Origin of the sequence: Pseudomonas sp. YJ42, assembly GCF_047225135.1 — a bacterium.
GTDB lineage: Bacteria > Pseudomonadota > Gammaproteobacteria > Pseudomonadales > Pseudomonadaceae > Stutzerimonas > Stutzerimonas stutzeri_E.
Genome location: NZ_CP178378.1, coordinates 3,733,291 through 3,758,194, shown reverse-complemented (window position 1 = coordinate 3,758,194; position 24,904 = coordinate 3,733,291). Strand labels below are relative to the sequence as shown.

Annotated in this window: 18 protein-coding genes, 2 tRNA genes and 1 pseudogene; 6 read left to right on the top strand and 15 right to left on the bottom strand. The window is 57.1% G+C overall.

Annotation, left to right across the window (positions count from 1 at the left end; translation table 11 throughout):
• Nucleotides 1-223 precede the first annotated feature (223 nt).
• Complete coding sequence (locus ACL0K2_RS17255; protein ID WP_025243072.1) at nucleotides 224-796, top strand: recombinase family protein; 573 nt, start codon at nucleotides 224-226, stop codon at nucleotides 794-796.
• Between the two features lie 587 nt (nucleotides 797-1,383).
• Here ACL0K2_RS17255 and drt3b read toward each other — a convergent pair.
• Both drt3b and drt3a read right to left on the bottom strand, forming a co-directional pair.
• Nucleotides 1,384-3,363: an antiviral reverse transcriptase Drt3b gene (drt3b, locus tag ACL0K2_RS17250; protein WP_413043117.1), complete on the bottom strand. Its 1,980-nt coding sequence runs from the start codon at nucleotides 3,361-3,363 to the stop codon at nucleotides 1,384-1,386.
• Nucleotides 3,360-4,634, bottom strand: a complete 1,275-nt coding sequence (gene drt3a / locus ACL0K2_RS17245; protein WP_413043116.1) for an antiviral reverse transcriptase Drt3a — start codon at nucleotides 4,632-4,634, stop codon at nucleotides 3,360-3,362. The genes drt3b and drt3a overlap by 4 nt, the downstream gene beginning before the upstream one ends.
• Before the next feature lie 849 nt (nucleotides 4,635-5,483).
• Between drt3a and ACL0K2_RS17240 the strand changes: the two are divergent.
• Nucleotides 5,484-7,348 (top strand): annotated as a pseudogene (locus tag ACL0K2_RS17240) (diguanylate cyclase domain-containing protein).
• Here the strand turns inward: ACL0K2_RS17240 and alr are convergent.
• Nucleotides 7,336-8,412 (bottom strand): alanine racemase, encoded by a 1,077-nt coding sequence (gene alr, locus ACL0K2_RS17235; protein WP_413043115.1) that lies wholly within the window; start codon nucleotides 8,410-8,412, stop codon nucleotides 7,336-7,338. The pseudogene ACL0K2_RS17240 and the gene alr overlap by 13 nt on opposite strands.
• Nucleotides 8,413-8,708: 296 nt before the next feature.
• On the opposite strand from alr, the gene ACL0K2_RS17230 reads away from it, so the two are divergent.
• On the top strand, nucleotides 8,709-9,074 hold the full coding sequence (locus ACL0K2_RS17230) for a VOC family protein (RefSeq protein ID WP_239611067.1): 366 nt from the start codon (nucleotides 8,709-8,711) through the stop codon (nucleotides 9,072-9,074).
• Nucleotides 9,075-9,130: 56 nt separating this feature from the next.
• Nucleotides 9,131-9,832, top strand: a complete 702-nt coding sequence (locus ACL0K2_RS17225) for a helix-turn-helix transcriptional regulator (protein ID WP_045160755.1) — start codon at nucleotides 9,131-9,133, stop codon at nucleotides 9,830-9,832.
• Between the two features lies 1 nt (nucleotide 9,833).
• Here the strand turns inward: ACL0K2_RS17225 and dnaB are convergent, their stop codons facing one another.
• The 8 genes from dnaB to rnr all read right to left on the bottom strand — a co-directional run bounded on the left by dnaB (nucleotide 9,834) and on the right by rnr (nucleotide 19,286).
• The gene (gene dnaB, locus ACL0K2_RS17220) at nucleotides 9,834-11,228 is read right to left on the bottom strand and encodes a replicative DNA helicase (protein ID WP_045160754.1); all 1,395 of its coding nucleotides are present in this window, start codon (nucleotides 11,226-11,228) and stop codon (nucleotides 9,834-9,836) included.
• A gap of 160 nt (nucleotides 11,229-11,388) precedes the next feature.
• Nucleotides 11,389-11,835, bottom strand: coding sequence for a 50S ribosomal protein L9 (rplI, locus tag ACL0K2_RS17215; RefSeq protein ID WP_045160753.1), 447 nt, complete (start codon nucleotides 11,833-11,835; stop codon nucleotides 11,389-11,391).
• 20 nt (nucleotides 11,836-11,855) lie between these two features.
• Nucleotides 11,856-12,749, bottom strand: a complete 894-nt coding sequence (locus ACL0K2_RS17210) for a hypothetical protein (protein ID WP_045160752.1) — start codon at nucleotides 12,747-12,749, stop codon at nucleotides 11,856-11,858.
• A gap of 34 nt (nucleotides 12,750-12,783) precedes the next feature.
• Entirely contained in the window at nucleotides 12,784-13,014 is a 231-nt protein-coding gene (gene rpsR / locus ACL0K2_RS17205) for a 30S ribosomal protein S18 (RefSeq protein ID WP_019340128.1), read from the bottom strand.
• A gap of 28 nt (nucleotides 13,015-13,042) precedes the next feature.
• Nucleotides 13,043-13,465, bottom strand: a complete 423-nt coding sequence (rpsF, locus tag ACL0K2_RS17200; protein WP_045160751.1) for a 30S ribosomal protein S6 — start codon at nucleotides 13,463-13,465, stop codon at nucleotides 13,043-13,045.
• Between the two features lie 179 nt (nucleotides 13,466-13,644).
• Complete coding sequence (locus ACL0K2_RS17195) at nucleotides 13,645-15,819, bottom strand: PAS domain-containing protein (RefSeq protein WP_413043114.1); 2,175 nt, start codon at nucleotides 15,817-15,819, stop codon at nucleotides 13,645-13,647.
• Between the two features lie 195 nt (nucleotides 15,820-16,014).
• Nucleotides 16,015-16,764, bottom strand: a complete 750-nt coding sequence (gene rlmB / locus ACL0K2_RS17190; RefSeq protein ID WP_045160749.1) for a 23S rRNA (guanosine(2251)-2'-O)-methyltransferase RlmB — start codon at nucleotides 16,762-16,764, stop codon at nucleotides 16,015-16,017.
• Entirely contained in the window at nucleotides 16,761-19,286 is a 2,526-nt protein-coding gene (gene rnr, locus ACL0K2_RS17185) for a ribonuclease R (RefSeq protein WP_413043113.1), read from the bottom strand. The genes rlmB and rnr overlap by 4 nt, the downstream gene beginning before the upstream one ends.
• A 204-nt stretch (nucleotides 19,287-19,490) precedes the next feature.
• On the opposite strand from rnr, the gene ACL0K2_RS17180 reads away from it, so the two are divergent.
• A tRNA-Leu gene (locus tag ACL0K2_RS17180) sits at nucleotides 19,491-19,577 on the top strand.
• A gap of 105 nt (nucleotides 19,578-19,682) precedes the next feature.
• A tRNA-Leu gene (locus ACL0K2_RS17175) sits at nucleotides 19,683-19,769 on the top strand.
• Nucleotides 19,770-19,908: 139 nt separating this feature from the next.
• On the opposite strand, the gene ACL0K2_RS17170 is transcribed toward ACL0K2_RS17175, so the two are convergent.
• From ACL0K2_RS17170 to hflK, 4 genes are all read right to left on the bottom strand, one after another.
• On the bottom strand, nucleotides 19,909-21,204 hold the full coding sequence (locus tag ACL0K2_RS17170; RefSeq protein ID WP_045160747.1) for an adenylosuccinate synthase: 1,296 nt from the start codon (nucleotides 21,202-21,204) through the stop codon (nucleotides 19,909-19,911).
• Between the two features lie 84 nt (nucleotides 21,205-21,288).
• Complete coding sequence (locus tag ACL0K2_RS17165) at nucleotides 21,289-22,476, bottom strand: ATP phosphoribosyltransferase regulatory subunit (RefSeq protein ID WP_413043112.1); 1,188 nt, start codon at nucleotides 22,474-22,476, stop codon at nucleotides 21,289-21,291.
• 278 nt (nucleotides 22,477-22,754) lie between these two features.
• Nucleotides 22,755-23,627, bottom strand: coding sequence for a protease modulator HflC (gene hflC, locus ACL0K2_RS17160; protein WP_045160745.1), 873 nt, complete (start codon nucleotides 23,625-23,627; stop codon nucleotides 22,755-22,757).
• Nucleotides 23,627-24,808 carry an FtsH protease activity modulator HflK gene (gene hflK / locus ACL0K2_RS17155; protein WP_413043111.1) on the bottom strand — a complete coding sequence of 394 codons (1,182 nt, stop codon included), beginning with the start codon at nucleotides 24,806-24,808 and terminating at the stop codon, nucleotides 23,627-23,629. Before hflK ends, hflC begins: the two co-directional genes overlap by 1 nt.
• Nucleotides 24,809-24,904: the final 96 nt, after the last annotated feature.

Sequence of the window (24,904 nt, the reverse complement as noted above, 5' to 3'; positions counted from 1 at the left end):
AGATACATGGATGGTAAAACACCCGTTTCCCACAATTCCCAATAATCGATCCCATCTATACCTATCAACATCGCATTAATGGAACGTATCTATCTGGGGTCAGAAACGACCGTTTATGAACCTATGCTCATCGGCTCGTCTTCTGGTGTCAGAAAATAGCATTTCTTTTTCTGACACCATAAGGTATTGTGACCCTACGTTTTTGACACTAGAGGCTTGCACGATGTCCCGAACCTTCGTTTACTGTCGTGTTTCAACAGTCGAACAAACGACAGAAAACCAAATGCTGAAAGTTGAACAGGCGGGATATGAGACAAATCCTCAACGTGTAATTTCCGAGACAATCAGCGGTAGCATCGAGGCAATGAAACGTCCTGCCTTCAAAGCTTTGGTCGATCACAAGCTAGAAGCCGGAGACACCCTTGTCGTACTCAAACTAGATCGTCTGGGTAGGGACAATATCGACGTGCAACAGACCATCACCATGTTGACTAATCGCGGTATCAATCTGGTGAGTCTTGACCTTGGCAAGCACGACCTGACTAGCTCGGAAGGTAAGCTAATGCTGCAGATTTTCTCTGCTTTCGCTGAGTTCGAACGCAACCGAATTCGGGAACGTACCCAGGCGGGCCTTGAGCGGGCCAAGAAGGAAGGCAGGGCACTTGGTCGCCCCGCTGCGACAAACGAATCTAATGTGCAGAAATTGAAGGCTGAGGGCTTAAGCCAATCGGCAGTCGCTAAGGAGCTATCGGTTAGCCTCTCGACAATCAAACGTCTATGGAACCCAGCTAGGTAACTCGCAGTTAACCTGCATAGCCACTGTTTCACTTGGCAGTTTTCTGCTGCCCCAATCCCTCACACAGCCCCCAAGGGCAACGCTGAACCGTTCTAGAGGCAACGTTTTTTCATGTCCCTTCGTGTATGCCTGAGGCGTAACACGTCTGTACGACGCCCGTATTCATATTTGGCGGTCGCCCACGAAATGTTATGCCGAGAAATTGATACACCGGGGAACAGTACGAAGCAGCAAGGCAATCGCTCGGTTTGGCGATCATAGAACACGTGGCGCTCATCGCCTTGATCCAGCGTCAACATCTATGTCAACGCTGAACGCGCATATGGAAATCAGAGGTTTTCGGAAAAACTCATAATAAACCTATCAAGAGCGAACGTAATTAGTTCTACGCCCAAGCGATAAACAGTGCAGGATGTCCAGCCAGTATAGTGTGTGCGGTAGACCGCCATCCTTGAAGCAAATGATCCCTTCCCCTTCCTGTCGAATTATTCATCCTGAGCAAAACGACAATCAGGTTTCGGTTAGCCAGCCCTATGACACTAGGCCGTAAAGCTGGCTGGTACACCCTGCAATTGGATCATACGACTCTAATAGCCCCTCAGCAACTCCTTCTTTTCTAAGGCTGTCACAAAGTCCACATTAGCCCAAGAAACAAACCAAGGATACTTACCGAGCTTTAGCGTCAGTTCAGATATTTCCTGAGGTGTAGCCTCGGCTGAATAAATTTGCTTGAGCAACTTAGCAGCAAGCTTTGACTTGAACGCCTCATCCAGATACGGGCAGGTCATTGAATCCAAAAATAAGTATAGCTTCTCAGAGCTAAACCGCAAATCCGAAACAGACTCTAAAATCGACTTTATATCTTTTATTATACTTCTTTTTATAGAAGCATAGCTCGCATTGTTACCGATGTAGTACAAGAGCACAACTATCTCGAAGTACGAAAACCTTCGCCGTTCTGAAATCTTTACAAGTGACTCCAACAATTGACGAGGAACCAGATAGTCCTCACCAATCTCTTTAAGCAACACAAGCAAATTTAACGCTTCAAGCAAAGCATAATCACCATTCTCGGCCGCCATCTTTGCGTATTCGCTGCTTTCAAAAAAGGATCGACAAGACGTGTAGATTTTACTTTTGATAGAGTCTATTTCGTCAGGCAGATGTCTACTAAAAAAGGAACATGCCACCGTGGATGACACGAACAAATTAACGGAGCCTTTGTGCCCAGGGCTAACCGTATATAAATGAAATATTACCTCTAGAATAACATGAAAGAAATCTGAGTATTTTTTAAGCCCAGCCTTGTCTTCGAAAGTTCGGGTTATATTTTTCTCAGCCACTCTTACTAGTAGATTTTTGAGGGCGGACATGAGATAGCCGCAAACCAGTCCGTAAGCCGCAGCGTCATCGATACAAGCCGATTTCACTTCATTAAGAAACGCTATACATAGCTTTTTGCGATTAAAAACACGGCGGGGCTCAAACTCGCCTTCCCCGTCCTCGCCTTTGGACACCAGCTTTAATTCAAAGTTGGACAGCGCATTTTTGATCAAGCGAAGCGATTTTGTCTTACTCGTAACAAATGGCCGGCTGGCCTTCGTCGTTTTTGATTTATTGAGGTTTAGCTTATATTCTTTAGCGTGAACTTCAACGCACTTTGCTACAACCGAAGCAACGGAATCATTCGTAGCAAAAATAAATATATCATCGACATAACGACGAATCACATAATCACGCCCACACTCAAAGCCTACCCTTCCCAGCTCCGTCTCGACATTCAAATCAATTTGTTGGAATATCACTTCAGAAAATATTCGACAAATTTCCGGACCAATTATTATTCCAGCAGTTTCATTATAATTCGAAACCTGCATCAATCTATCGAAGACAGCACCGAATGTATTCTTTGTGCCGGTATTTGTCTTCGAGAAAGGTTTAGTTTTCAACGCCCAGTCAATGGAATGTGTATAAATACTATCAAAAAACTTTGAGATATCTAGCGACCAGAATGAGGAATATTGTCTTTCTAGGCTGAGGAAGTCAGACGAGTCAAAAAACCGATATAACCGAGTGTAATCTGAGTAAGAAAAGTAAGAAGTCAAATGCTTGTATTTAACTTCACTTGAAGCAAGAGACAATGATTCCGCCCGGTATTTTCTTATGTTTTCGCTCTGATTTTTAGCGAAATACTTTCCCGCAATTTTGCTTGGCCGACGGATACTAAATTGGCTTTTTGAACAAGCCAATAGTATCTGATCGCTGAATTCTTTGTAAAACTCGACGAAACCTATCTGAACTCTTGGATGCAACAATGATACGACCCTAAACGAGTCCTCATCCTTGCGGACCTTGTAAGTTAGCGGAAGGGTATATTCTTCAGTCAAGCTACCATGAAATAGGTAATCCATAACGCGAGGGAACAAACTAGTACCAGACTCGTACTTCTTAACATGCCAATAGAAGCCAGTGTTGCTAAATATTATGGGCACCTCATACGGGCATGTCTCGGTTAGAAGCACCCGTGCGGAATCTTCTTTTTTAACCCTGCGATTTCCTGACTTCATTTTCGCCAACACTCTTTTATTTTACGCAGTGTTTCGTATTTAAAGGAATGAAATCTTATTTTCTTGAAGCCAGTTTTGAAGCTATATCCGGCCAAAAGCTTGCGTTGCTGCAAGGTGAGCGCAGAAGCAATTCGTCTAGATAATTGATGCTTAGATGAAAACAACACTCCCCTCATAAAAACATCGAGCTCATCAAGGGAGCAGTGGCCGATATAATTTTTCTGGATATAGTTAAAGTAAATGCCGGTTTTTATTTCTATACCAGACATCGGGTCGTTGATGTTGTAATTTCCGGTTAAGGCACGCACTCTATTTTTCAACAACAAATAGTCAGGCGGCAGCTGCGCGCTGGATAAAAAACTTGAAATCGCAGCGATAAACTTTTTCTTAATCCTAAGAACTTTGTCTTGCGATATATCGCAGACCACCTTACGCCGAAGGCTACCCAGAACCGCCTCTTCCGAGTAACACTCAAATATTTTCATTTGATATCCCAGATACTTTATCTGGAACTTTTTTTGCTCTAAGCCTAGATGAGGCTCTTTAGCCTTCGGGATAGTGTGATAACTGCGTTTGTCTCCGACTTTGTGGAAGTCTAGCCCGGCTGGCAAAAACTCTAAAAGTTTCTTCTCGAAATCATTCTTCGATTCTCGACCAGACGTGATGACGATGATGTCATCAACGAACCGAGCATAGTAGAACACGTCAACATCACTTTTAATCGCCTGATCAAAACTTGATAGATAAAATTCAGAGAGGGTAGCACTAACCCCTAACCCTCGTGGCAGGCCAGCAACCCCACAAATATCAATCACTGCAAATAGGTGGTCAAGCAGCACTAACGTACGCCACGAGCATTTACTATCAGCCATGAGCCGGTCAAATAATACTTTACGGTCAATGGACTCGTAAAAGCTCACTAAGTCGAATCGGTAGACTGCATAAGGCGTGCCCTCTTTAAAAAAAGATAACACGTTAGAAATTATCGTTTGCCTGTCTGACTGCTTTATATGGTAGTTTGCCTTGATATTTCTTGATATCAAGCGAGATACCATTTTTGCTGCTAGGGTAGTAAAAACATAGCCCTTAGCGCTACCAAGCGAAATCTCTCGAAGTGAACCATTAAAGACCGAGCCAGCTCTTAATTCTGCCAGGGCTGCGGTTGCTTCATCAGCACGTCTTGAACGGTCCTGAAGGTGAGGATTCTTTATGACATCCTGAAAGCCAATGCATTCTGTAAGAGCTTTTGCAGTGTATGGTATCTCAATCACTGCCTTATCCTTATTAGTGGCAGACTATTTAATTAGCTTCCATGACGGGTTCTGCATTATGTAAATCGTTGAAAACCCGAAACTGCTAAATCTCACGGTGAAAATTTACGAACGAAATTACACCGGAAATTCTCAAAAAGCACCGACAAATCACGACGAATCACAAAGCGCCGAAATGTCGCGATGATACCTTCCGAAGTCTTTCAGATACAGTCGGTGCGGGCCTCTCCACCGGACAAACTTGTCAACCGGGGCCGTTTGATTTTCGGCAGGCTATGGACTAAACACTATAGGTACAGCTGAACATTTGTCACCCAAAACTACCAGCAAGCGCTTGTCCTCGGAACGCTCGACCGGTATCGAAGATACCCGGACGCGCTGAAAGAGGACGCCTATGCATGGCACAGTCCGCCAAAGCAATGGTTTGGTGCTTTCCCAGGGGGCAAACATACGAGCTTAAGCACGTCGACATCGGAGCTACGGTGCAGACACCTAGTCGATTGGCCGGTCCGAACGTCCAGATGCATGACCACTTCTATCCAAGCCTGAGCTGACATACACCGAAAGGTGATACAGAATGTCGGCACCCCGTGGGAATGGGGTCTGCTTACTGTGCGGGTTTCAGCGAAACGTCAAGACCTTTCCCCGACTTGGGATAGTCGAAAAGGGGCTTGGCTGCGTGCATGGCGAGGAACCGGGGCAACGAAAACGGGCGCGGAATATAGCACAAAAAATGACCAAATCCGACTGCTACGCGGGGTCTTATCGGCCTTCGCGACGGGCGCGCGCCTTGTCACTTTCGCCCGCTATAATCGCGCGACAATATTGCCTCAAGCCCGGGAGTATTCGGTGCGCACCGTCCTTTTCGCCTTGCTTCTGAGCCTTTGCAACCAGGGCTCAGCCCATGCCGAAACCGCCGTCCTCGACGCCAGCGACAGTGGTCGCAGCTTGAACGAGCAGGTTGCGTTGCTGGCGGACCCAGGTGCGCAACTGAGCGTGGCCGACCTGCACCGCCCAGAGGTTCAGGCGCGCTTTCAGCCAGCCGAGGGCAAAGCCAGTGTCGGGCAAAGCCCGCACCCCTGGTGGATCCGCGTCAGCCTGCAACGAAATAGCGACGCGCCATCGCAGTGGTGGCTGGAGGTCGGATCGGTCACCCTTAAGGACCTCCGCATCTATTTGCCGGACGGCAACGGCGGCTGGATTGAGCGGCAATCCGGAGAGCTGGTGAGTTTTGACGAAGGACGTGACCATGCCTATCGGCGCATGCTGTTCGCCTTCCGCAGCTCAGCGACCAACAGCCATCAACCTTCTATCTGCGCAGCTACGACCCGGCCGGCAATTCCTTTCCACTCAAGGTCTGGCAGCTCGACGCGTTGCAGGAACAGGCGGTAGGCGAGAACCTGTTTCTCGGCCTGATTTATGGCGTCATCCTGGCGATGCTGTTGTACAACCTGTTCATCTTTCTCAGCCTGCACGACAACGCCTACTTCTGGTATGTGGTAACGACCAGCGGCGCGTTACTGATGATCCTGGCGATGACCGGCCATGGCTTTCAGTACCTCTGGCCGGACGGCCCGGTACCCTTCTGGCTCGACCGCATCAGCATCCCGGCGCTATGGGGTTTCAGTGCCTGCCGCTTCACCCAGACGCTTTTGCAGACGCGCCAGTTCGTGCCCTGGGCGCACCGCCTACTGACCTTTGCCTTGACCCTTTATGTCACCGCCGTGCTGCTCAATGCCTTTGGCTGGCGCGCGTTCGGCGCCTGGGTATTCGTGGCGCTGGCGCTCACCGCCATCCCTGCCTCGCTGTGGGCGTCGTTCCGTCGCTGGCGTCAGGGTTACTTCCCAGCATTGCTTTATCTGCTCGGTTTCGGCGTGATCCTAGGTAGCGTCAATCTGCTTTTGCTACGTGCCACCGGTGTGGTTCAGCCCGCGGCCTGGAACGCCTACCTCTTCCCACTGGCGGTGACCGCGGAATCCATCCTGTTCTCCTTCGCGCTGGCCTACCGCATCCAGATCCTCAAGCAGGAGCGGGCAGCAGCTCTGGAACATGCCGATAAGGAAAAGACCGCACGACTGAAACAGGTTCAAGCCAGCGCCGAGCAGCTCAGCCTCGCCGTGGAAACCCGCACCGCCGAGCTCGCCGAAGCCAACCGACATCTCAGCGAACGGGAGGTCGAATTGAAGCAGGTCGCCTTCCACGACCCGCTGACCGAGCTGCCCAACCGCCGCTATCTCATCGAGCGTGTCGAGATGGCGTTGAGCGACGCTCGACGCCGCCACGAATCCGTCGCCCTGCTGCTGATCGACCTGGACCATTTCAAACCTATCAACGACAAGCACGGCCACGATGCCGGCGACCTGCTGCTGCGCACGTTAGGCCAGCGCCTTGCCAGCCAGCTTCGCGACAACGACATGGCAGCCCGCCTCGGCGGCGATGAGTTCGCCGTGCTGTTGACTGGTCCAAATGTAGAGCAGGTAGCCGGACGCATCGCCGAGCGATTGCTGCAGGAGCTGTCGCAACCCGTACCCCATGGCGAGATTAGCCTGGCGGTCACGATCAGCGTTGGCGCTGCGTTCTTTCCCCATCACGCGGAGGACTTCGCTCAGCTCTACAAGGCAGCGGACCAGGCGCTCTACCGCGCCAAGCATCAAGGCCGCGGGAAGTGGATGCAGCAGGATGGGCAACGAGCGTCGGAGAATCAGCCAACGTAGCGGCGCGGCACCCGGCCGGTGACTTTGGTCAGCAGCTCGTAGCCGATAGTCCCGCAGGCCTGCGCCAGTTCGTCGATCGGCATTTGCGCACCCCACAACTCCACCGCATCACCGAGCTGCGCCTGCGGCACGTCGGTTAGATCGACGGCCAGCATATCCATCGACACCCGACCGGTCAGCGGCACGCGCTGGCCATGGATCACCACCGAGGTGCCGGAAGGGGCGGTGCGCGGATAGCCATCGGCGTACCCACAGCTGACGGTGCCAATCCGCGAGGCGCGCTGTGCCACCCAACCGGCACCGTAGCCCACACTTTCACCAGGCTGCAGCTCACGAATCGCGATCAGCGCGCCTGTCAGCGTCATCGCGGGCTTGAGCCCTAGCGTCTGCGCGCTCAGCTCTGAGAAAGGCGTGGCGCCGTACAGCATGATACCGGGACGAATCCAGGCCATGTGCGCCTGGGGCAGCGTCAGCACAGCGGCTGAGTTGGCCAGCGAACAATTGTCGAACGCCAATTCCAGCAGCTCGCCACAGCGCTCCAACTGAAGCCCGGTCAGCGGATGGCCGCGCTCGTCGGCGCAGGCAAAGTGGCTGATCAGATTCAGCTCGGCAACCTGTCCCAATCCTTTGAGCTGCGCATGGCACAGGCGCAGGCCTTCCAGGGTGAAGCCCAGCCTGTGCATGCCCGAGTCGAGCTTCAGCCAGACGTTCAGAGGACGGGACAGATCAGCGGCTAGCAACCATTCGGCCTGGCGCTGGTCCTGTATGGCGACATCCAGCCCCAACTCGGCGGCTCGCAAATACTCGGCGGGCTCGAAACAGCCTTCGAGCAGCAGAATCCGCGCGCCCGGCGCGCTGGCGCGAATATCTTCGGCCTCTTCCAGGCAAGCCACGGCAAAACCGTCGGCAATCTCACGCAACGCTGTCACCGTCTCGCGCGCGCCATGCCCATAGGCGTTGGCCTTGACCACCGCAAATGCCTGGCGACCGGGAGCGCAACGTTTGGCCAAGAGATAATTGTGACGAAGCGCGAACAGATCTATGGTTGCAACTAGGGGGCGCATGGAGCGGGCTCTGCGGGGGTACTGGAGCCAATCATCTTAACTCTCGCCCCTCAAGCTGCAAACGTCTGGCGATCAACAACACTTACCGGGCGCCACGAAACTGCTCACTCAGCAGTGTGTGCTGTTAAGCCGACCTAAGCGCACCAACCTTCCAGCACGCACCAGCCGCCAGACGAAGCCCGCTGAGGCTACTGACAGTAAGCTGTCAGTAGCCCTGACTTAGAGTGGTCTACGCAGGCCAAAGCACGCCATCCACGGCACTCGCCTGCTGACATTGCCATTCCAAGGAGAGAGAGATGAATGCAATCAACTGGTTCGAACTGTTCGTCAGTGACTTCGAGCGCGCCCGTCGGTTCTATGAGCAGGCCCTGGCAACCTCGCTGGAGACAATGGAGGGCATGGGCGGACGCATGGCCCTGTTTCCCCACGGCCCGGACAACGGCGTCGGTGGATGCCTGAGCCACGCGCCTGAACAGCAAAGCGGTATCGGCGGCACTCGGATCTATCTGAATGTCGAAGGGCAACTGGCTGACGTGGTGAACCGGGTACCGGCGGCCGGGGGCGTGATCATTCAGGGCAAGATGTCCATCGCTCCCCATGGTTACATCGCTGTGATAAAAGACAGCGAAGGCAATGAAGTAGGCCTGCACAGCATGTCCTGACCCGCCACCCGGGCGAGCAATCGCTCGCCCGATCATCGCGACCGCCAAGGAAGAGCATGAGACGCGCCGACCGCCTGTTCCAGATCGTCCAGTTCCTGCGCAGCCGTCGCCTGACCACGGCGCAGTGGCTGGCCGAGCGCCTGCAGGTCTCGGTGCGCACCATCTACCGCGACATTCAGGATCTGTCACTCTCCGGAGTGCCGCTGGAGGGCGAAGCTGGGGTCGGTTATGTGCTGCGCCAGCCCATGGATCTGCCGCCGCTGATGTTCGAACGTGAAGAGATCGAAGCGCTAGTGGTCGGTGCGCGCATGGTCAACGCCTGGGCTGACCCCGACCTGCAGCGGGCCGCTGAGTCGGCACTGGCGAAAATCCACGGTGTGCTGCCCGCTGCCCTGCGTGAAGAGCTCAATGGCAACCGCCTATTCGCCCCGGAGGTGAACGTCTATCCGGTGCATTGGCTCGGTCAGCTGCGCCAGGCGATCCGTCAACGACGCAAGCTGCAACTGAGCTACCGCGACGAAAGCGGGCAAGCCAGCCTGCGGCGTATCTGGCCGCTGGGCCTGTTCTTCTGGGGGCAGACCTGGACGCTGTGTAGCTGGTGCGAGTTGCGCAATGACTTTCGCAACTTCCGCATAGACCGGGTGGACAGCCTGGACGACCTCGACGAGACCTACCATCCGGCCCCTGGGCAGCGACTGGAGGACTATCTCGCCCCGTATCTGTGTGGCGAGGCCATGACACCGGTCTACAGATCCTGAATCATTCGTCGTCGAACTGATAACTGCCAGGTGCCAGGTTCTCGAAGCGCGAGTACTTGCCGAGGAATGCCAGGCGTGTCGTGCCGATTGGACCGTTCCGCTGTTTGCCGATGATGATTTCGGCGACGCCCTTGTATTCGGTTTCCGGGTGATAGACCTCATCCCGATAGACGAACATGATGATGTCGGCGTCCTGCTCGATGGCTCCGGATTCACGGAGGTCGGAGTTGACCGGACGCTTGTTGGGTCGCTGCTCAAGCGAGCGGTTGAGCTGCGACAGCGCGATCACCGGGCAATTGAACTCCTTCGCCAGACCTTTCAGCGAGCGAGAAATCTCGGAAATCTCGTTGGTCCGGTTATCGCCGCTGGAACCAGGGATCTGCATCAGCTGCAGGTAGTCGACCATGATCATGCCGATTTCCCCGTGCTCGCGTGCCAGACGCCGCGTTCGGGCGCGCATTTCCGACGGGCTGATGCCGGCGGTATCGTCGATGAACAACTTGCGGTCGTTGAGCAGGTTGACCGCCGAGGTCAACCGCGGCCAGTCGTCGTCGCTGAGTTTGCCGGTCCGCACCTTGGTCTGGTCGATACGGCCCAGCGAGGCCAGCATACGAATCACAATGGAATCGGCTGGCATTTCCAGCGAAAACACCAGAATCGCCTTATCGGAACGCAGCACGGCGTTTTCCACCAGGTTCATCGCGAAGGTCGTCTTACCCATCGAGGGGCGACCAGCAACGATGATCAGGTCAGCTGCTTGCAAGCCACTGGTGGCCTCGTCCAGGTCGGTGAAGCCGGTCGATAGGCCGGTAATCGCCTCACCGGCATTGAACAGCGAGTCGATCCGGTCGATCGCCTTGACCAGGATGTCGTTGATGCCCATCGGCCCACCCGTCTTGGGGCGCGCTTCGGCGATCTGAAAGATCAGTCGCTCGGCTTCGTCGAGGATCTCTTCACCGGTACGGCCCTGCGGCGCATAGGCGCTGTCGGCGATCTCGTTGCTGATGCCGATCAGTTGGCGCAGCGTTGCGCGTTCGCGGATGATCTGCGCGTACGCCTTGATGTTCGCCACGGACGGGGTGTTTTTCGCCAGCTCACCGAGATAGGCGAGCCCGCCCACCTGAGGCAGATGACCTTCCTTGTCCAGCTGTTCGGACAGCGTTACCACATCGAATGGCGAGTTGCGCTCGGCCAGGGTGAAAATGGCGCGAAAGATGAGCCGATGGTCATGGCGATAGAAATCGCCATCGGAGACCTGGTCGAGCACACGCTCCCAGGCATTATTGTCCAGCATCAGGCCGCCAAGAACGGCCTGTTCGGCCTCGATGGAATGCGGCGGCACCTTGAGTGCGGCGGTTTCCAGATCGTACTGTTGGGGGACGCTGATGTCGTTCATGGCACTCGGTATTCTCGGGGCCTGTCATCGTCTCAGTGCGGCTCGACGAAACGGCAACAGACTTCTTATGTTCAGAAAAGACAAAGGGCACGTTCCACTCGCGTGGAAACGTGCCCGATGTTACGCGTCAGGCACCAGGGGTGCCAGACGCAGGCCGGTCTCAGCCAGCAACCACGATCAGCTTCACGGTCGCTTCGACGTCGGTGTGCAGATGCACGGCTACGTCGTACTCACCAACCTGACGGATGGTGCCGTTTGGCAAGCGGATTTCGCTCTTGGCCACTTCAACGCCAGAAGCGGTCAGCGCATCGGCGATGTCGTGAGTACCGATGGACCCGAACAGCTTGCCCTCATCGCCCGCGGTAGCGGTGATGGTGACTTCCAACTCGGACAGCTGAGCAGCGCGAGTTTCGGCAGAGGCCTTACGCTCGGCAGCCGCTTTTTCCAGCTCGGCACGACGAGCTTCGAACTCGGCGATGTTAGCCGCGGTAGCGGCAGTAGCCTTGCGCTGCGGCAGCAGGTAGTTGCGACCGTAACCAGACTTGACGTTTACCTTGTCGCCCAGGTTGCCCAGGTTTGCGACTTTTTCCAGCAGGATGACTTCCATTTGAGTCTTACCTCTTTAACTTAACCTTCACCGTTCGCAGGTCCCGCATCGTCATCACGAGATGCCCGACCGCGAAAATCAAACAAGCTGTCGACAATGGCCAAGATGGCCAGTAACGGATAAATCAATTGCATGAACAGCACCAGCGTGACGTAAAGCCCCACCAGCCAGAACCGTGACATCCGGCTCTTCGCCACCAGCCCGTGCACCAGCGCAATACCGGCAAACACCAGCGGAACACTGCACAGCGGGGCCAGCATCGCCATCTGCACACCGAGACTCGGTCCAAGCAACATGCCCGCGAGGAGCACCATTGCCGGCGCTGGCGAAAAACGCAGCGTCCGAAACTCGAGACCGAAGCCACCTGGGTTGTACAGCAGCGCCTGCCAATACCGTCCCAGCATCAAACTGAGCAGCGTAGTGATCTGCAGCAGCGCCGCCAACAAGCCGGTTAGAACCGGTGTCAGCAAAGCCCCCAAACGCGCCTGCTCTTCCACCGAAAGTTGCTGATAGGCGTCCGACAGCATGTCGGGCAACATTTTCTGCAACTCGGCAGCGAGCGCCGCGATCGGCTCGCCAAAAACCACTCCAAGCGCCCAGGCATACAACAACCCGAGCCCTACGCTACACAGCATCACACGGGGCCAGGAGCGCTGGCTGCGCAACAGCAGCGCTAACCCGAACGATCCCAGCAATACCAGCAACGTGCGCGGATCGCCGAAGTACCACCAGACCAGTGCGGGCAATACAGCCCAGACCAATACGCCCAGCGCGTCATTCAGCCCGCGGCGCAACAACACCAGGCTTCCTGCAGCAGCACACAGCCAGAACAACATCGGCAGCGCCGCAGAGCCAGCCACTACAACAATCGCCTGCATGCGGCCGCGCATGATGAAGTCAGCCAGGGCGCGCATGCGATCTATCCTTTACGTCTGCCGAACAGTTCGATCAACGGCCGTGGCTGTCGGTGTAGGGCAGCAGGGCCAGGAAGCGGGCGCGCTTGATAGCGGTAGCCAGCTGGCGCTGATAGCGTGCTTTGGTTCCGGTGATACGGCTAGGAACGATCTTGCCGGTTTCGGAAATGTAGGCCTTCAGCGTGTTGAGATCCTTGTAGTCGATCTCTTTCACGTTTTCTGCAGTGAAACGGCAGAACTTACGACGACGGAAAAAACGTGCCATGAAATAGGCTCCTCAATAGGTCCGTGGATTACTCGTCAGCGTTGTTGTCGCTGCTGTCGCTGTCACTGTCGTTATCGTTGACAGAGTCAGATTCAGGGCGATCACGACGCTCACGGCGCTCGCTACGGTTTTCCTCGGCCTTCAGCATCTCGGACTGTTCAGTCTCGGCTTCATCGCGACGAATGACCAGGTTACGGATGACGGCGTCGTTGTAGCGGAAGTTGTCTTCCAGCTCAGCCAGTGCTTTGCCGCTGCACTCAACGTTCAGCATCACGTAATGAGCCTTGTGCACGTTGTTGATGGCGTAAGCCAGCTGACGACGACCCCAGTCTTCCAGCCGATGGATCTTGCCACCGTCCTCTTCGATCAGCTTGGTGTAACGCTCCACCATGCCGCCAACCTGCTCGCTCTGGTCGGGGTGGACCAGAAAGATGATTTCGTAATGACGCATTGTTGCTCCTTACGGGTTGCAGCCTGCCGCACAACACGGGTCAGGCAAGGAGTGAATGAGTATGTTGTCTTGCCTGCCAGAGAGGCGCGCAAACACCTGCCATCCGGGCAAGGGGCGCAATTCTAGAGAAGCCCGGCCCACCACGCAAGGCGCTTTGGTGATTATTTAACCAGCCCTCCTCAGCCGTGCCCCGCGGCGGACCGCTCGGCCCGAATGCTTTCGAGCAAGGTCCTGACCTGATGAATGTCGTAAGGCTTGAGCATGGTGCGCAGATCTTCCAGACCTTCGTCTCGGGCATTGATGGCATAACCGGAAGCGATGACCACGCTCAGCGCCGCATCCTGCGACTTGGCCTGACGCACCAGTTCAATGCCACTCATACCCGCCAGCCCGACATCCGTCAGGAGAACATCGAAACGACGCTGCCCCAGCATCTCCAGTGCAGCCTCCGCCGACTCGCAGAGGCTGACTTCGTGTCCGAGCTCCTCGATCACTTCGCCGGTCAACATCCGCAACGTCGGATCGTCTTCTACGAAGAGAATACTCAAGCCATCGGACGCCTTCGGCGTCACCTCGACCGCACTGACACTTGTCGCGATCGCTGGCTCCGGATTGCCGGCAATCGACGGCCCGGGAGTCTCTTGTGCACCCTCAGCAGCGGTGGCCGGCAGATAAACCCGGACGGACGTGCCACGGCCTTCTTCGCTCTCCAACACGACGAAGCCACCGCTCTGTCTGACAAAGCCATAAACCATGCTCAAGCCGAGACCAGAACCATTGGCATCCTTGCGGGTCGTGAAAAACGGCTCGAATGCCCGCTCCAGGACCTCCGGACGCATCCCTTCACCCTCGTCGATGACGCTTAGCTCCACGTAGGGACCCGCAGCGGCATCCGGTTGCGCCGCCAACTGCTCAGTGTTTAGCGAGCGGTTGCACAGACGCACATGCAACGCACCGCCATCTGCCATCGCGTCGCGCGAATTGACCGCAAGGTTGAGAATCGCGGCCTGCAGGTTGCCCACGTCGACAAAAACCGGCCACAGATCCGGCTGGACGTCGACATTCACCCGGACAGCCCGCCCCAGCGCGCCGTCCAGCAACTCGCTCATCTGCCCCAGCAGATCTCCCAGATCGACCGACTGCGGCTGAAGCGGTTGCCGGCTGGCGAACGCAAGCAACTGTGATGCCAGTCGTGCACCTTTTTCCACGCCACCGACCGCCGACTCCAGACGTCGCTGCGCGGTCTCGTCGGCACCTAGGTTCCGGCGCAGCAATTGGAGGTTGCCACCAATGATCTGCAGCATGTTATTGAAGTCGTGGGCAATGCCACCGGTCAGCTTACCCACCGCCTCGAGCTTCTGCGATTGGATCAGCGCAGCCTCCGCCACTCGCCGCTCGGATTCGCTATGCATCAGCTCGCGCGTCCGGTCGCGAACCAGCTCCTCGAGATGTTCGCGATGCTCCTGCAGTTCCCGCTGACTGCGCTGCTGCTCGGTCACGTCGCTGCCCTGGACAAAAATGCCCGAGACCTGCCCATCACGCTCGATGATCGGCTGGAAGACGAAATCGACGAATACCTCTTCAGGTGCCGTGTCGGGTTGGCGCTGTAGCAGCGCCCGCATACTTCTGCCGATGAAGGGCTCGCCGGACCGATAAACCTGATCCAGCAGATCGATGAACGCCTGCCCTCGGAGCTCGGGCAAGGCATCGACCACCCTTTTCCCAATGAGCTCGCGGTGACCTGTCAGCTGTTGATAAGCCTCGTTGACCAACTCGAACACGTGCCCCGGACCGCGCAGAAAACAGACGAAACCCGGCGCCTGAGCGAACAACTGGCGCAGCTGTGTGCCTTCAGCCTGTATCGACTTGGCGCGCGACATGATTGCGGCCTCGATCTGCTGCAAGGGCTGGCCTCTTAGTTCAGTCGAACGCAGCGATGCCTTCAGCGACTGCAACTCAGTGATATCCACGGTGTGCTGCAGAATAGCGCTCACTTCGCCCTGTTCATCGAACAGCGGTGTATGAGTCGCGCTCCAGTAACGGTCCTCGTAGGACGCCCCGCGATCGGAGCTCATCGCGATCGAGTAGCGGATGACCGGCAGCGTATCCAGAGCCTTGTTGCGCAGCACCCGGGCAAAGGAGTCCAGTAGTTGTTCGACGTGAGTGGTTTCAGGCGCCTGCGGATCAGCGGCGAACGCGTCGTGTATGCGCCGCCCGACGATGTCTTCGAGCGTCCGCGCCGTAAGCCTCAGGTATGCCTCGTTGGCATCCAGGATGACGAGCTCCCGATCAAGCAGCAGATAGGCGTTCGGAGAAGACCTGAACAATGCCTCGAAAGGCGGGCGTTGCGGCATACAACCTCCATGATGCGAGCCTGTCGCCGGCCGCGATCAAACGCTGGTGCCCGTGACCCAGGCCCCAACCAAACATTAACTCAGAGACCGCCAGTCAGCCTCAGAACAGGTAATTGACCGCACAAGGAACAATCCGTTTCGAGAGGAGCGGCTTTCAAGAGCGGATCGGCGCAGGAAGGGCGCCGTCACTGGTCCTCAGCGAGTCGCCGAACGACGCTGGCGCAGCGCTTCGAACAAGCAGACGCCAGTGGCGACAGAGACATTGAGGCTACTGACGCTCCCAGCCATTGGCAGCCGGACCAGGAAATCACAGTGTTCACGGGTCAGGCGCCGCATGCCCTTTCCTTCGGCACCCATCACCAGAACGATGGGGCCACTGAGATCCTGATCGTAGACTTCCTGCTCGGCTTCGCCGGCCGTACCCACGACCCACAAGCCGCGCTGCTGCAGTTTCTCCAGCGTTCGGGCGAGGTTGGTGACTGCAACCAGTGGAATAACCTCCGCCGCTCCGCAGGCAACTTTGCGCACCGTGGCGTTCAAGGTGGCGGACTTGTCCTTGGGAACGATTACAGCCAGCGCACCGGCCGCATCGGCCGTCCGCAGGCAGGCCCCCAGATTGTGGGGATCGGTGACACCATCGAGCACGAGCAGCAGCGGCGCGCGCTCCGTCCGATCCAGCAACTCTTCAAGCATCGCATCGCCCCACACCTGACTGGGGCTGACGTCGGCGATCACCCCCTGGTGCACACCTTCGACCCAGGCATCCATCTCGCGACGCTCACATTGACCGACACGCACCTTGAACTGTGCGGCCAATTGGACTAACGCCTGCACTCGCGGATCGTCACGCCCCTCAGCCAGCCAGATCTGCTTGACCCGCTTCGGATGATGACGCAGCAAGGCCTCTACGGCATGCAGGCCGTAGATTTTTTCCAGATCGCTCATGACTTGGCCTTACGCTTGCGCGGTGCGCCGCCATCCGGCTTGGAGGAGGGCTTGCCCGACGTCTTGGGCTTCGCTGAACTGCGCTTGGGCTTGCTCTTCGCCGTACCACTCTTGGCATCTAACAATAATGCCTTCTTCACTTCGCGACTTTTGCGTACATCGGCACTGACCGGCTCACGCCCTTTCGAAGTTTCGGCGCTTTTTTTGCTGCGAGTATCTTTACGGGCGCCGCGGTTATCCGCCGAGCCGGATTCGCGACTCCCGGTCTTGCTGCCACCACTGATCAACTCGAAGTCGATCTTGCGCTCGTCTAGATCGACGCGCATTACCCGCACCTCGACGCTATCGCCGAGACGGAAGCTTCGGCCACTGCGCTCACCGGAGAGACGATGGTGCAGCGGATCGAAGTGATAGTAATCGCCAGGCATGGCAGTTACGTGCACCAGGCCTTCGACATAGATATCGGTCAACTCGACGAACAGGCCGAACCCGGTTACCGCCGTGATCACACCAGGAAAGCTTTCGCCAACCCGATCCTTCATGAACTCGCACTTGAGCCAGTTCACCACGTCACGAGTTGCCTCGTCGGCGCGGCGCTCGGTCATCGAGCACTGCTCACCCAACTGTTCCAGCGCCGCCTCGTCGTACGGATAGATGCGGGCCTTGGGCATGCTGGTCGCCCCCTCGCGCCGCACATGTGAGGTGTCGCGGCGTGACCGAATCACACTGCGGATCGCGCGATGGATCAGCAGATCCGGATAGCGGCGGATCGGCGAAGTGAAATGCGCATAGGCGTCGTAGTTCAGACCGAAATGACCATTGTTGTCCGGACTGTAGACAGCCTGGCTGAGCGACCGCAGCATCACCGTCTGGATCACATGGAAATCGGGACGCCCCTGAATGCGCTCCAACAACGCCTGATAGTCTTTGGGCGTCGGCCCTTCCTTACCCTTGTGCAAGCTCAGTCCCAGTTCACCTAGGAAGGCCCGTAGTTTCTCCTGGCGCTCCAGTGGCGGGCCATCATGAACGCGATATAAGCCTGGAATATCGTGATCCTGAAGGAAGCGTGCTGTGGCCACGTTGGCGCATAGCATGCATTCCTCGATCAGCTTGTGAGCATCGTTGCGTTCGGTAGGTTTGATCGCCGCAATCTTACGTTCGGCACCGAACACGATCCGCGTTTCCTGGGTTTCGAAGTCGATCGCACCGCGTGTGTGACGCGCCTTGAGCAATACCTTGTACAGCGCATACAGTTGCTTGAGGTGCGGCAGTACTTCGCCGTACTCACCGATCAGACGCTTGCCCTCCGCCGAAGTCGGCTGTTCCAGCATGCTGCTGACCTTGTTGTAGGTCAGTCGGGCGTGGGAGTGGATGACCGCTTCGTAAAACTGATAGTCGGTCATCTTCCCCGATTTGCTCAGGGTGATTTCGCAGACCATGGCCAACCGATCGACGTGAGGATTCAGCGAGCAGAGCCCGTTGGACAGCTCTTCGGGCAGCATCGGCACCACCCGCTCGGGGAAGTACACAGAGGTGCCACGCACTTCGGCTTCCTGATCGAGCGCGGAGCCCACCTTCACATAGTGCGACACGTCGGCGATGGCGACATACAGGCGGAACCCACCGGAAAACAGTTTCCAGCCGCTGAGTTTTTCGCAGTAGACGGCGTCGTCGAAGTCACGCGCATCCTCGCCGTCAATGGTGACGAACGGCAGGTGGCGCAGGTCCACGCGTTTCTGCTTGTCCTTTTCCTCGACTTCCGGCTTGAGTTTGGCCGCTTCGCGCTTTACGGCGTCCGGCCAGATATGCGGAATGTCGAAGCTACGCAAGGCGACGTCGATTTCCATGCCCGGCGCCATGTAGTTGCCGATCACTTCGACCACATCGCCCTGCGGCTGGAAGCGCTGAGTTGGCCAATGCGTGATCTTGATTTCGACGAACTGACCCGGCTTGGCTTCCATGGAGCGGCCAGGCGTCACCAGAACTTCCTGCTGAATCTTGGGGTTATCAGCCATGACGAAGCCGATGCCGCTCTCTTCCTGATAACGACCTACGATCGTCTCGTGAGCACGGCTGATGACCTCGACGATGGCGCCTTCGCGGCGGCCACGACGATCGAGCCCGGCAACTCGCGCCAGGCAGCGATCGCCATCGAAGACCAGACGCATCTGCGCTGGACTCAGAAACAGATCATCACTGCCATCGTCGGGAATCAAAAAACCGAAGCCGTCACGATGACCGCTGACGCGGCCACAAACCAGGTCCAGCTTATCCACCGGGGCATAGGTGCCACGCCGGGTATAGATCAGCTGACCGTCTCGCTCCATCGCACGCAAACGGCGGCGTAGAGCCTCGATATCATCTTCGGAGGATAATCCGAACTCTTCCACCAGTTCCTCACGCGCCGCTGGCGAGCCGCGCTCACTCAGATGCTGGAGAATCAGCTCGCGACTTGGAATGGGGTTTTCGTACTTTTCCGCTTCACGTGCGGCCTCGGGGTCGAGGGATTGCCAATCGGACATTAAGAGATGTCACCTTTCATTCATTTATAGAGGCAGAACGCCCTATATCTATTGAAGCGCGAAACGCATGCCGGCGGCACGTTTCGAGCGAATTATTTTTCCTGTGCGGGGCTTTACAAGGCATAACCTCGCCCGTATAGTTCGCGCCCACAATGTCTGGTAGACGTTGTAACACGGAAACGATGAAGTATCATCGTTTGCAGTGCCCAGGTGGCGGAATTGGTAGACGCACTAGGTTCAGGTCCTAGCGGTGGCAACACCGTGGAAGTTCGAGTCTTCTCCTGGGCACCATTTATTTGATGAAATTCTTGCGTTTCGCAAGCATCTCATAGACACGAGGCTGTCGACCTCGACCAGCAACCGACAAACAAAGTCGATGAGCAATTGTCGCAATGTGCCCAGGTGGCGGAATTGGTAGACGCACTAGGTTCAGGTCCTAGCGATGGCAACATCGTGGAAGTTCGAGTCTTCTCCTGGGCACCACTCTTCAGAAAAACCGAGCCACTGGCTCGGTTTTTTCGTTTCTGCCTGTCAATCGCTCAACCTTCCATAGCGAGCCTCAGGCCGGGCGCCAACCTAACGAAAAAGGCCGCCCGAAGGCGGCCTCCTCTGCTGTAGTCGATCAGGCGTATGGGTGGCGCAGCACAATCGTCTCGTTACGATCCGGACCGGTCGAAATGATATCGATCGGCGCCTCGACCAGCTCTTCTATACGTTTGATATAAGCACGAGCATTGGCCGGCAGCTCTTCCAGCGACTTCAAGCCAACCGTGGATTCAGACCAGCCCGGCAGCTCTTCATAGACTGGCTGCAGGCCTTGGTAGCTATCCGCATCAGTCGGCGCATCCACCAGCAGTTCACCGTTGCGATCCTTGTATGCGACGCAGATCCGAATGGTTTCCAACCCATCGAGCACATCTAGCTTGGTCAAGCAGATGCCCGACACACTGTTGATCTCGATGGCACGACGCAGAATCACCGCGTCAAACCAGCCGCAACGCCGTGCACGCCCGGTCGTAGAGCCGAACTCGTGACCACGCTCCGCCAGACGCGCTCCCACGTCATCGAACAGCTCAGTCGGAAACGGACCGGAGCCGACACGGGTCGTGTAGGCCTTGGTAATGCCGAGCACGTAGTCCAGGTACAGCGGACCGAAGCCAGAGCCTGTCGAGGTTCCACCGGCCGTGGTGCTGGAGCTGGTCACGTACGGATAGGTACCGTGGTCGATGTCGAGCAACGAACCCTGGGCGCCCTCGAACATGATACGCGCGCCCTGCTTGCGCAGCTCATGCAGACGAGCCGACACGTCGGTCATCATCGGCTTGAGTATTTCGGCGTAGCCCAGTGCCTCATCCAGCGTCTTCTGGAAATCGACGGGCTCGACCTTGTAGAAGTTCTGCAGGATGAAGTTGTGATATTCGAGCAGCTCACGCAGCTTCACGGCAAAGCGCTCGGGGTTGAATAGATCACCGATACGCAACCCGCGACGAGCCACCTTGTCCTCGTACGCAGGACCGATGCCACGGCCCGTGGTGCCGATCTTGCCTTCGGAACGCGAGGCTTCGCGCGCCTGATCCAGCGCCACGTGATACGGCAGGATCAGCGTACAGGCAGGACTGATACGCAGACGCTCACGCACCGGTACGCCCTTTTCTTCCAGCTTGGTAATCTCACGCATCAACGCATCCGGCGCGACGACCACACCGTTGCCGATCAGACATTGAACGTTTTCACGCAAGATGCCCGAAGGAATAAGATGCAAAACGGTTTTTTCACCATCGATGACCAGGGTATGACCGGCATTGTGGCCGCCCTGGAAACGAACCACGGCTGCTGCCTGGTCGGTCAGCAGATCGACGATCTTGCCCTTGCCCTCATCACCCCACTGGGTGCCCAGGACCACGACATTCTTACCCATAAACCTTGTCCTCTTGGCGAAGCATGCCGGTTACGACCGGCGAAAAAATCTGGAAACCTGCCTGGCGCATTTGCGCAGCCCACATCAGCGAGCCAGCGGCGTTATCGTCCAGGAACCTTCTTGCAACAGTAGCTGCCGGTCGCAACCAACGCTTATGGCCGCGTCACCCTGCTGACCGTCGAGGGCCTGCACCACGCGCTCACCCTGCTCGCGCAGACGGCAGATCGTCTGCCATAACGCAGGGTCGGCGCTGCGGGGTGCCCATATACCCACGACGGGAGTCATGAGCTCGGCGTTACCTAGACTGACCAAGGTCTTCAAATCGGTCGAAAAGCCAGTCGCAGGACGTGCCCGCCCGAAGTCCGCGCCAATATCATCATAACGACCGCCCTGAGCGATCGACTGTCCGACACCCGGTACGAACACCGCAAACACCACTCCGGTGTGATAGTGATAGCCCCGAAGCTCACCCAGATCGAAATACAGCGGGAGAGCCGGATACCGCAACGCAAGCTGGTCGGCGATCTGAACGAGACCCTCGAGCGCTTCGCGCACCACGGCTGGCGCACCAGCCAGAGCAGCACGCGCAGCATCCAATGTCTCACGCCCGCCACAGAGTCGCGCAAGCGCGCGCAGCATGCTCGCGAGCGCCGGCTCTACATCGGCCGTCAGCGCCGCGATCTCGTCCATCGCCTTGCGCTGTAGCGCATCGAACAGGCGCTGCTCGACATCCCCAGACAAGCCCGCCGCACGCGCCAGCCCGCGATAGATGCCTACGTGCCCCAGGTCCATATGCACATCAGGCACATCGGCGAGCCCAAGGGTTTCCAGCATCAAGCTGATCACCTCGAGATCACTGGAGGTGCTGCTGTCACCGTAAAGCTCGGCGCCCAGCTGGATCGGGCTACGGGAAGTAGCGAGCGCTTGCGGCTTGGCATGCAGCACGCTGCCGGCGTAGCACAGGCGGCTGGGACCTTCGCGGCGCAAAGTGTGCGCATCCACACGCGCCACCTGCGGTGTGATGTCGGCGCGCAAACCCATTTGTCGGCCCGACAACGGATCGATGACCTTGAACGTCTTGAGATCAAGATCCTGCCCCGCGCCGGTAAGCAGTGACTCGAGAAACTCCACATGTGGAGTGATGACCAACTCGTAGCCCCAGCGCTGGAACAGATCCAGCACGCGACGTCGCGCGGTTTCGATACGCGCCGCCTCGGGCGGCAGCACCTCTTCGATGCCATCTGGCAGGAGCCAGCGGTCTACCGTTGCCATTTCGCCAATCACCTCTCGATACGGCAAGCCTAGTCAAGCAGACGAACACCGGGGCTACAGCCTGAGCCGCCCATCGGTCGCGTGCGATTGTGTTCGAACCATGGCGACAGCGCCACGCCCCGCAAGGGGATTAGCATGGCTAACCATGCAAGGGTCCGTCTGCTTTCCACTGGGGCGCAGACGCAAAAAAGCCGGGTTCTCCCCGGCTCGCGGATCATAACAATGTTTCGCCAACGGGTCACCCGGTGGACGATATCGTCCTACCGGGGGCCTCAGGATCACTGGGCCGTCGAGGATTCCAGGTAGCGGAAAAAATCACTCTGTGGATCCAGTACCAGCACGTCTTCCTTGTTGGCGAAGCTTTCGCGATAGGCCTGCAGACTGCGATGGAAGGAGTAGAACTCCCGATCCTGGCCATACGCCGCGGCATAAATGGCTGCCGCCTGCGCATCACCATCACCGCGCAGCTCCTCGGCCTCGCGGAACGCCTCGGCCAGCAGAACGCGACGCTGACGATCAGCATCAGCGCGAATGCCTTCAGCCAGCTCCTTACCTTTGGCCCGATGCTCGCGCGCTTCACGCTCACGCTCGGAGCTCATGCGCTCGAACACGCTGCGATTCACTTCGCGAGGAAGATCGATGCCCTTGACGCGAACATCCACCACTTCGATACCAAGCTCTTGCTGAGCCGCACGATTCAAGCTGTTGGTCACCAGACTCATCAGCTCATCGCGCTGCCCCGACACCGACTCGTGCAGGGTTCGCTTACCGAACTGGTCTCGCAACGCAGCCTCTAGTCGCCGCGCCAGTCGCTCATCGGCGATCTGCTTCATACCGGACGTTGCGGTATAGAAGCGCTCGGCATCATCCACACGCCACTTGGCGTAGGAGTCGACCATCAACGCTTTCTTTTCCAGCGTCAGGAAGCGCGCCGTACTGGTATCGAGCGTCATCAGGCGCGCGTCGAACTTGCGCACGCTGTTCACGTACGGGATCTTCAAGTGCAGCCCTGGCTTAACATCGGGCTCGACGATACGACCGAAGCGCAACATCACCGCACGCTCAGTTTGGGAGACGATGTAAAAGCTGTTCCACAGCACGATCGCCAGCACCACACCCACAATCAGGGCGGTCAGGGATTTATTGCTCATTAGCGGACCTCCCTTGTACGCACTTCACGCGGATCCAGCTCCGGAGGCAGTCGTGTGGTTTGAGTCGAAGCGCCCGAAGAGGATGTCGCAGCAGAACGCTCGGAAGAAGCGCCACGGCTGTTGATCATCTTATCCAGCGGCAGATAGAGCAGATTGTTCTGGCCCTCCTCACCAGTTACGAGAACCTTGCTGGTATTGCTCATGAGCTCTTGCATGGTTTCCAAGTAGAGGCGTTCACGCGTGACGTCCGGGGCCTTGCGGTATTCGGCAACCAGTTTGGAGAAGCGATCCGCCTCACCCTGAGCACGTGAGATCACCGCATCGCGGTAGCCACTGGCCTCTTCCAGCATGCGCTGAGCCTGGCCGCGCGCTTCAGGGATGACGCCGTTGGCATAGGACTCGGCCTGATTCTTCTCGCGCTGCTCGTCTTCACGCGCACGGATCACATCATCGAATGCTTCCTGCACTTCACGCGGTGCCGCCGCGCTTTGGAGGTTGACCTGCGTGACGATGATGCCGGTGCCGTAGTTATCGAGGAAGCGCTGCAGGCGTTCCTTCACCTCACCCGCCATGGCCTCACGACCCTCGGTCAGCACCTGATCCATGGCCGTCGAGCCCACCACGTGGCGCACGGCACTGTCGGTCGCATGCTGCAAAGAGGCCTCCGGATCTTCAACGTTGAGCACAAAGGCCTGCAGGTCGCTGATCTTGTACTGCACGGTCAGTGGCACTTCGATGATGTTCTCATCTTCGGTGAGCATCTGCCCCTGCTTGCTGTAGGAGCGCTCACGGGTGACATTGGCCTGGAACTTACGATCGAACGGCGGGAAATAGATGTTCAAACCCGGCCCTACGGTTTCGTGATACTTACCGAAGCGCAATACCACAGCTTGCTCCTGCTCATCGACGATATAGATCGCGTTGAACAGCCAGACGGCGAGCAGCAGCACCAGACCGACCCAGACCAGCCCGAACCCGCCACGCCGCCCGGCACCGCCACCTGAGGAACCGCCGCTACGCTTCTTGCCACCGAACATGCCATTGAGGCTGTCCTGTAATTTACGGAAAGCTTCATCCAGGTCCGGCGGACCTTTCTGATCGCCACCGCCGCGACGACCACCGCCACCGCTACCCCAGGGATCCTGGTTGTTCGAGTTGCCACCCGGCTCATTCCAAGCCATAGCGCTCTCCATTCAAATAAAGCTAAAGACGCGCCAAACGGCACGCCCGCCAATGCTACCGAAAGCCCGGAACGAACGGCTCAAAAGCCCCCCGAG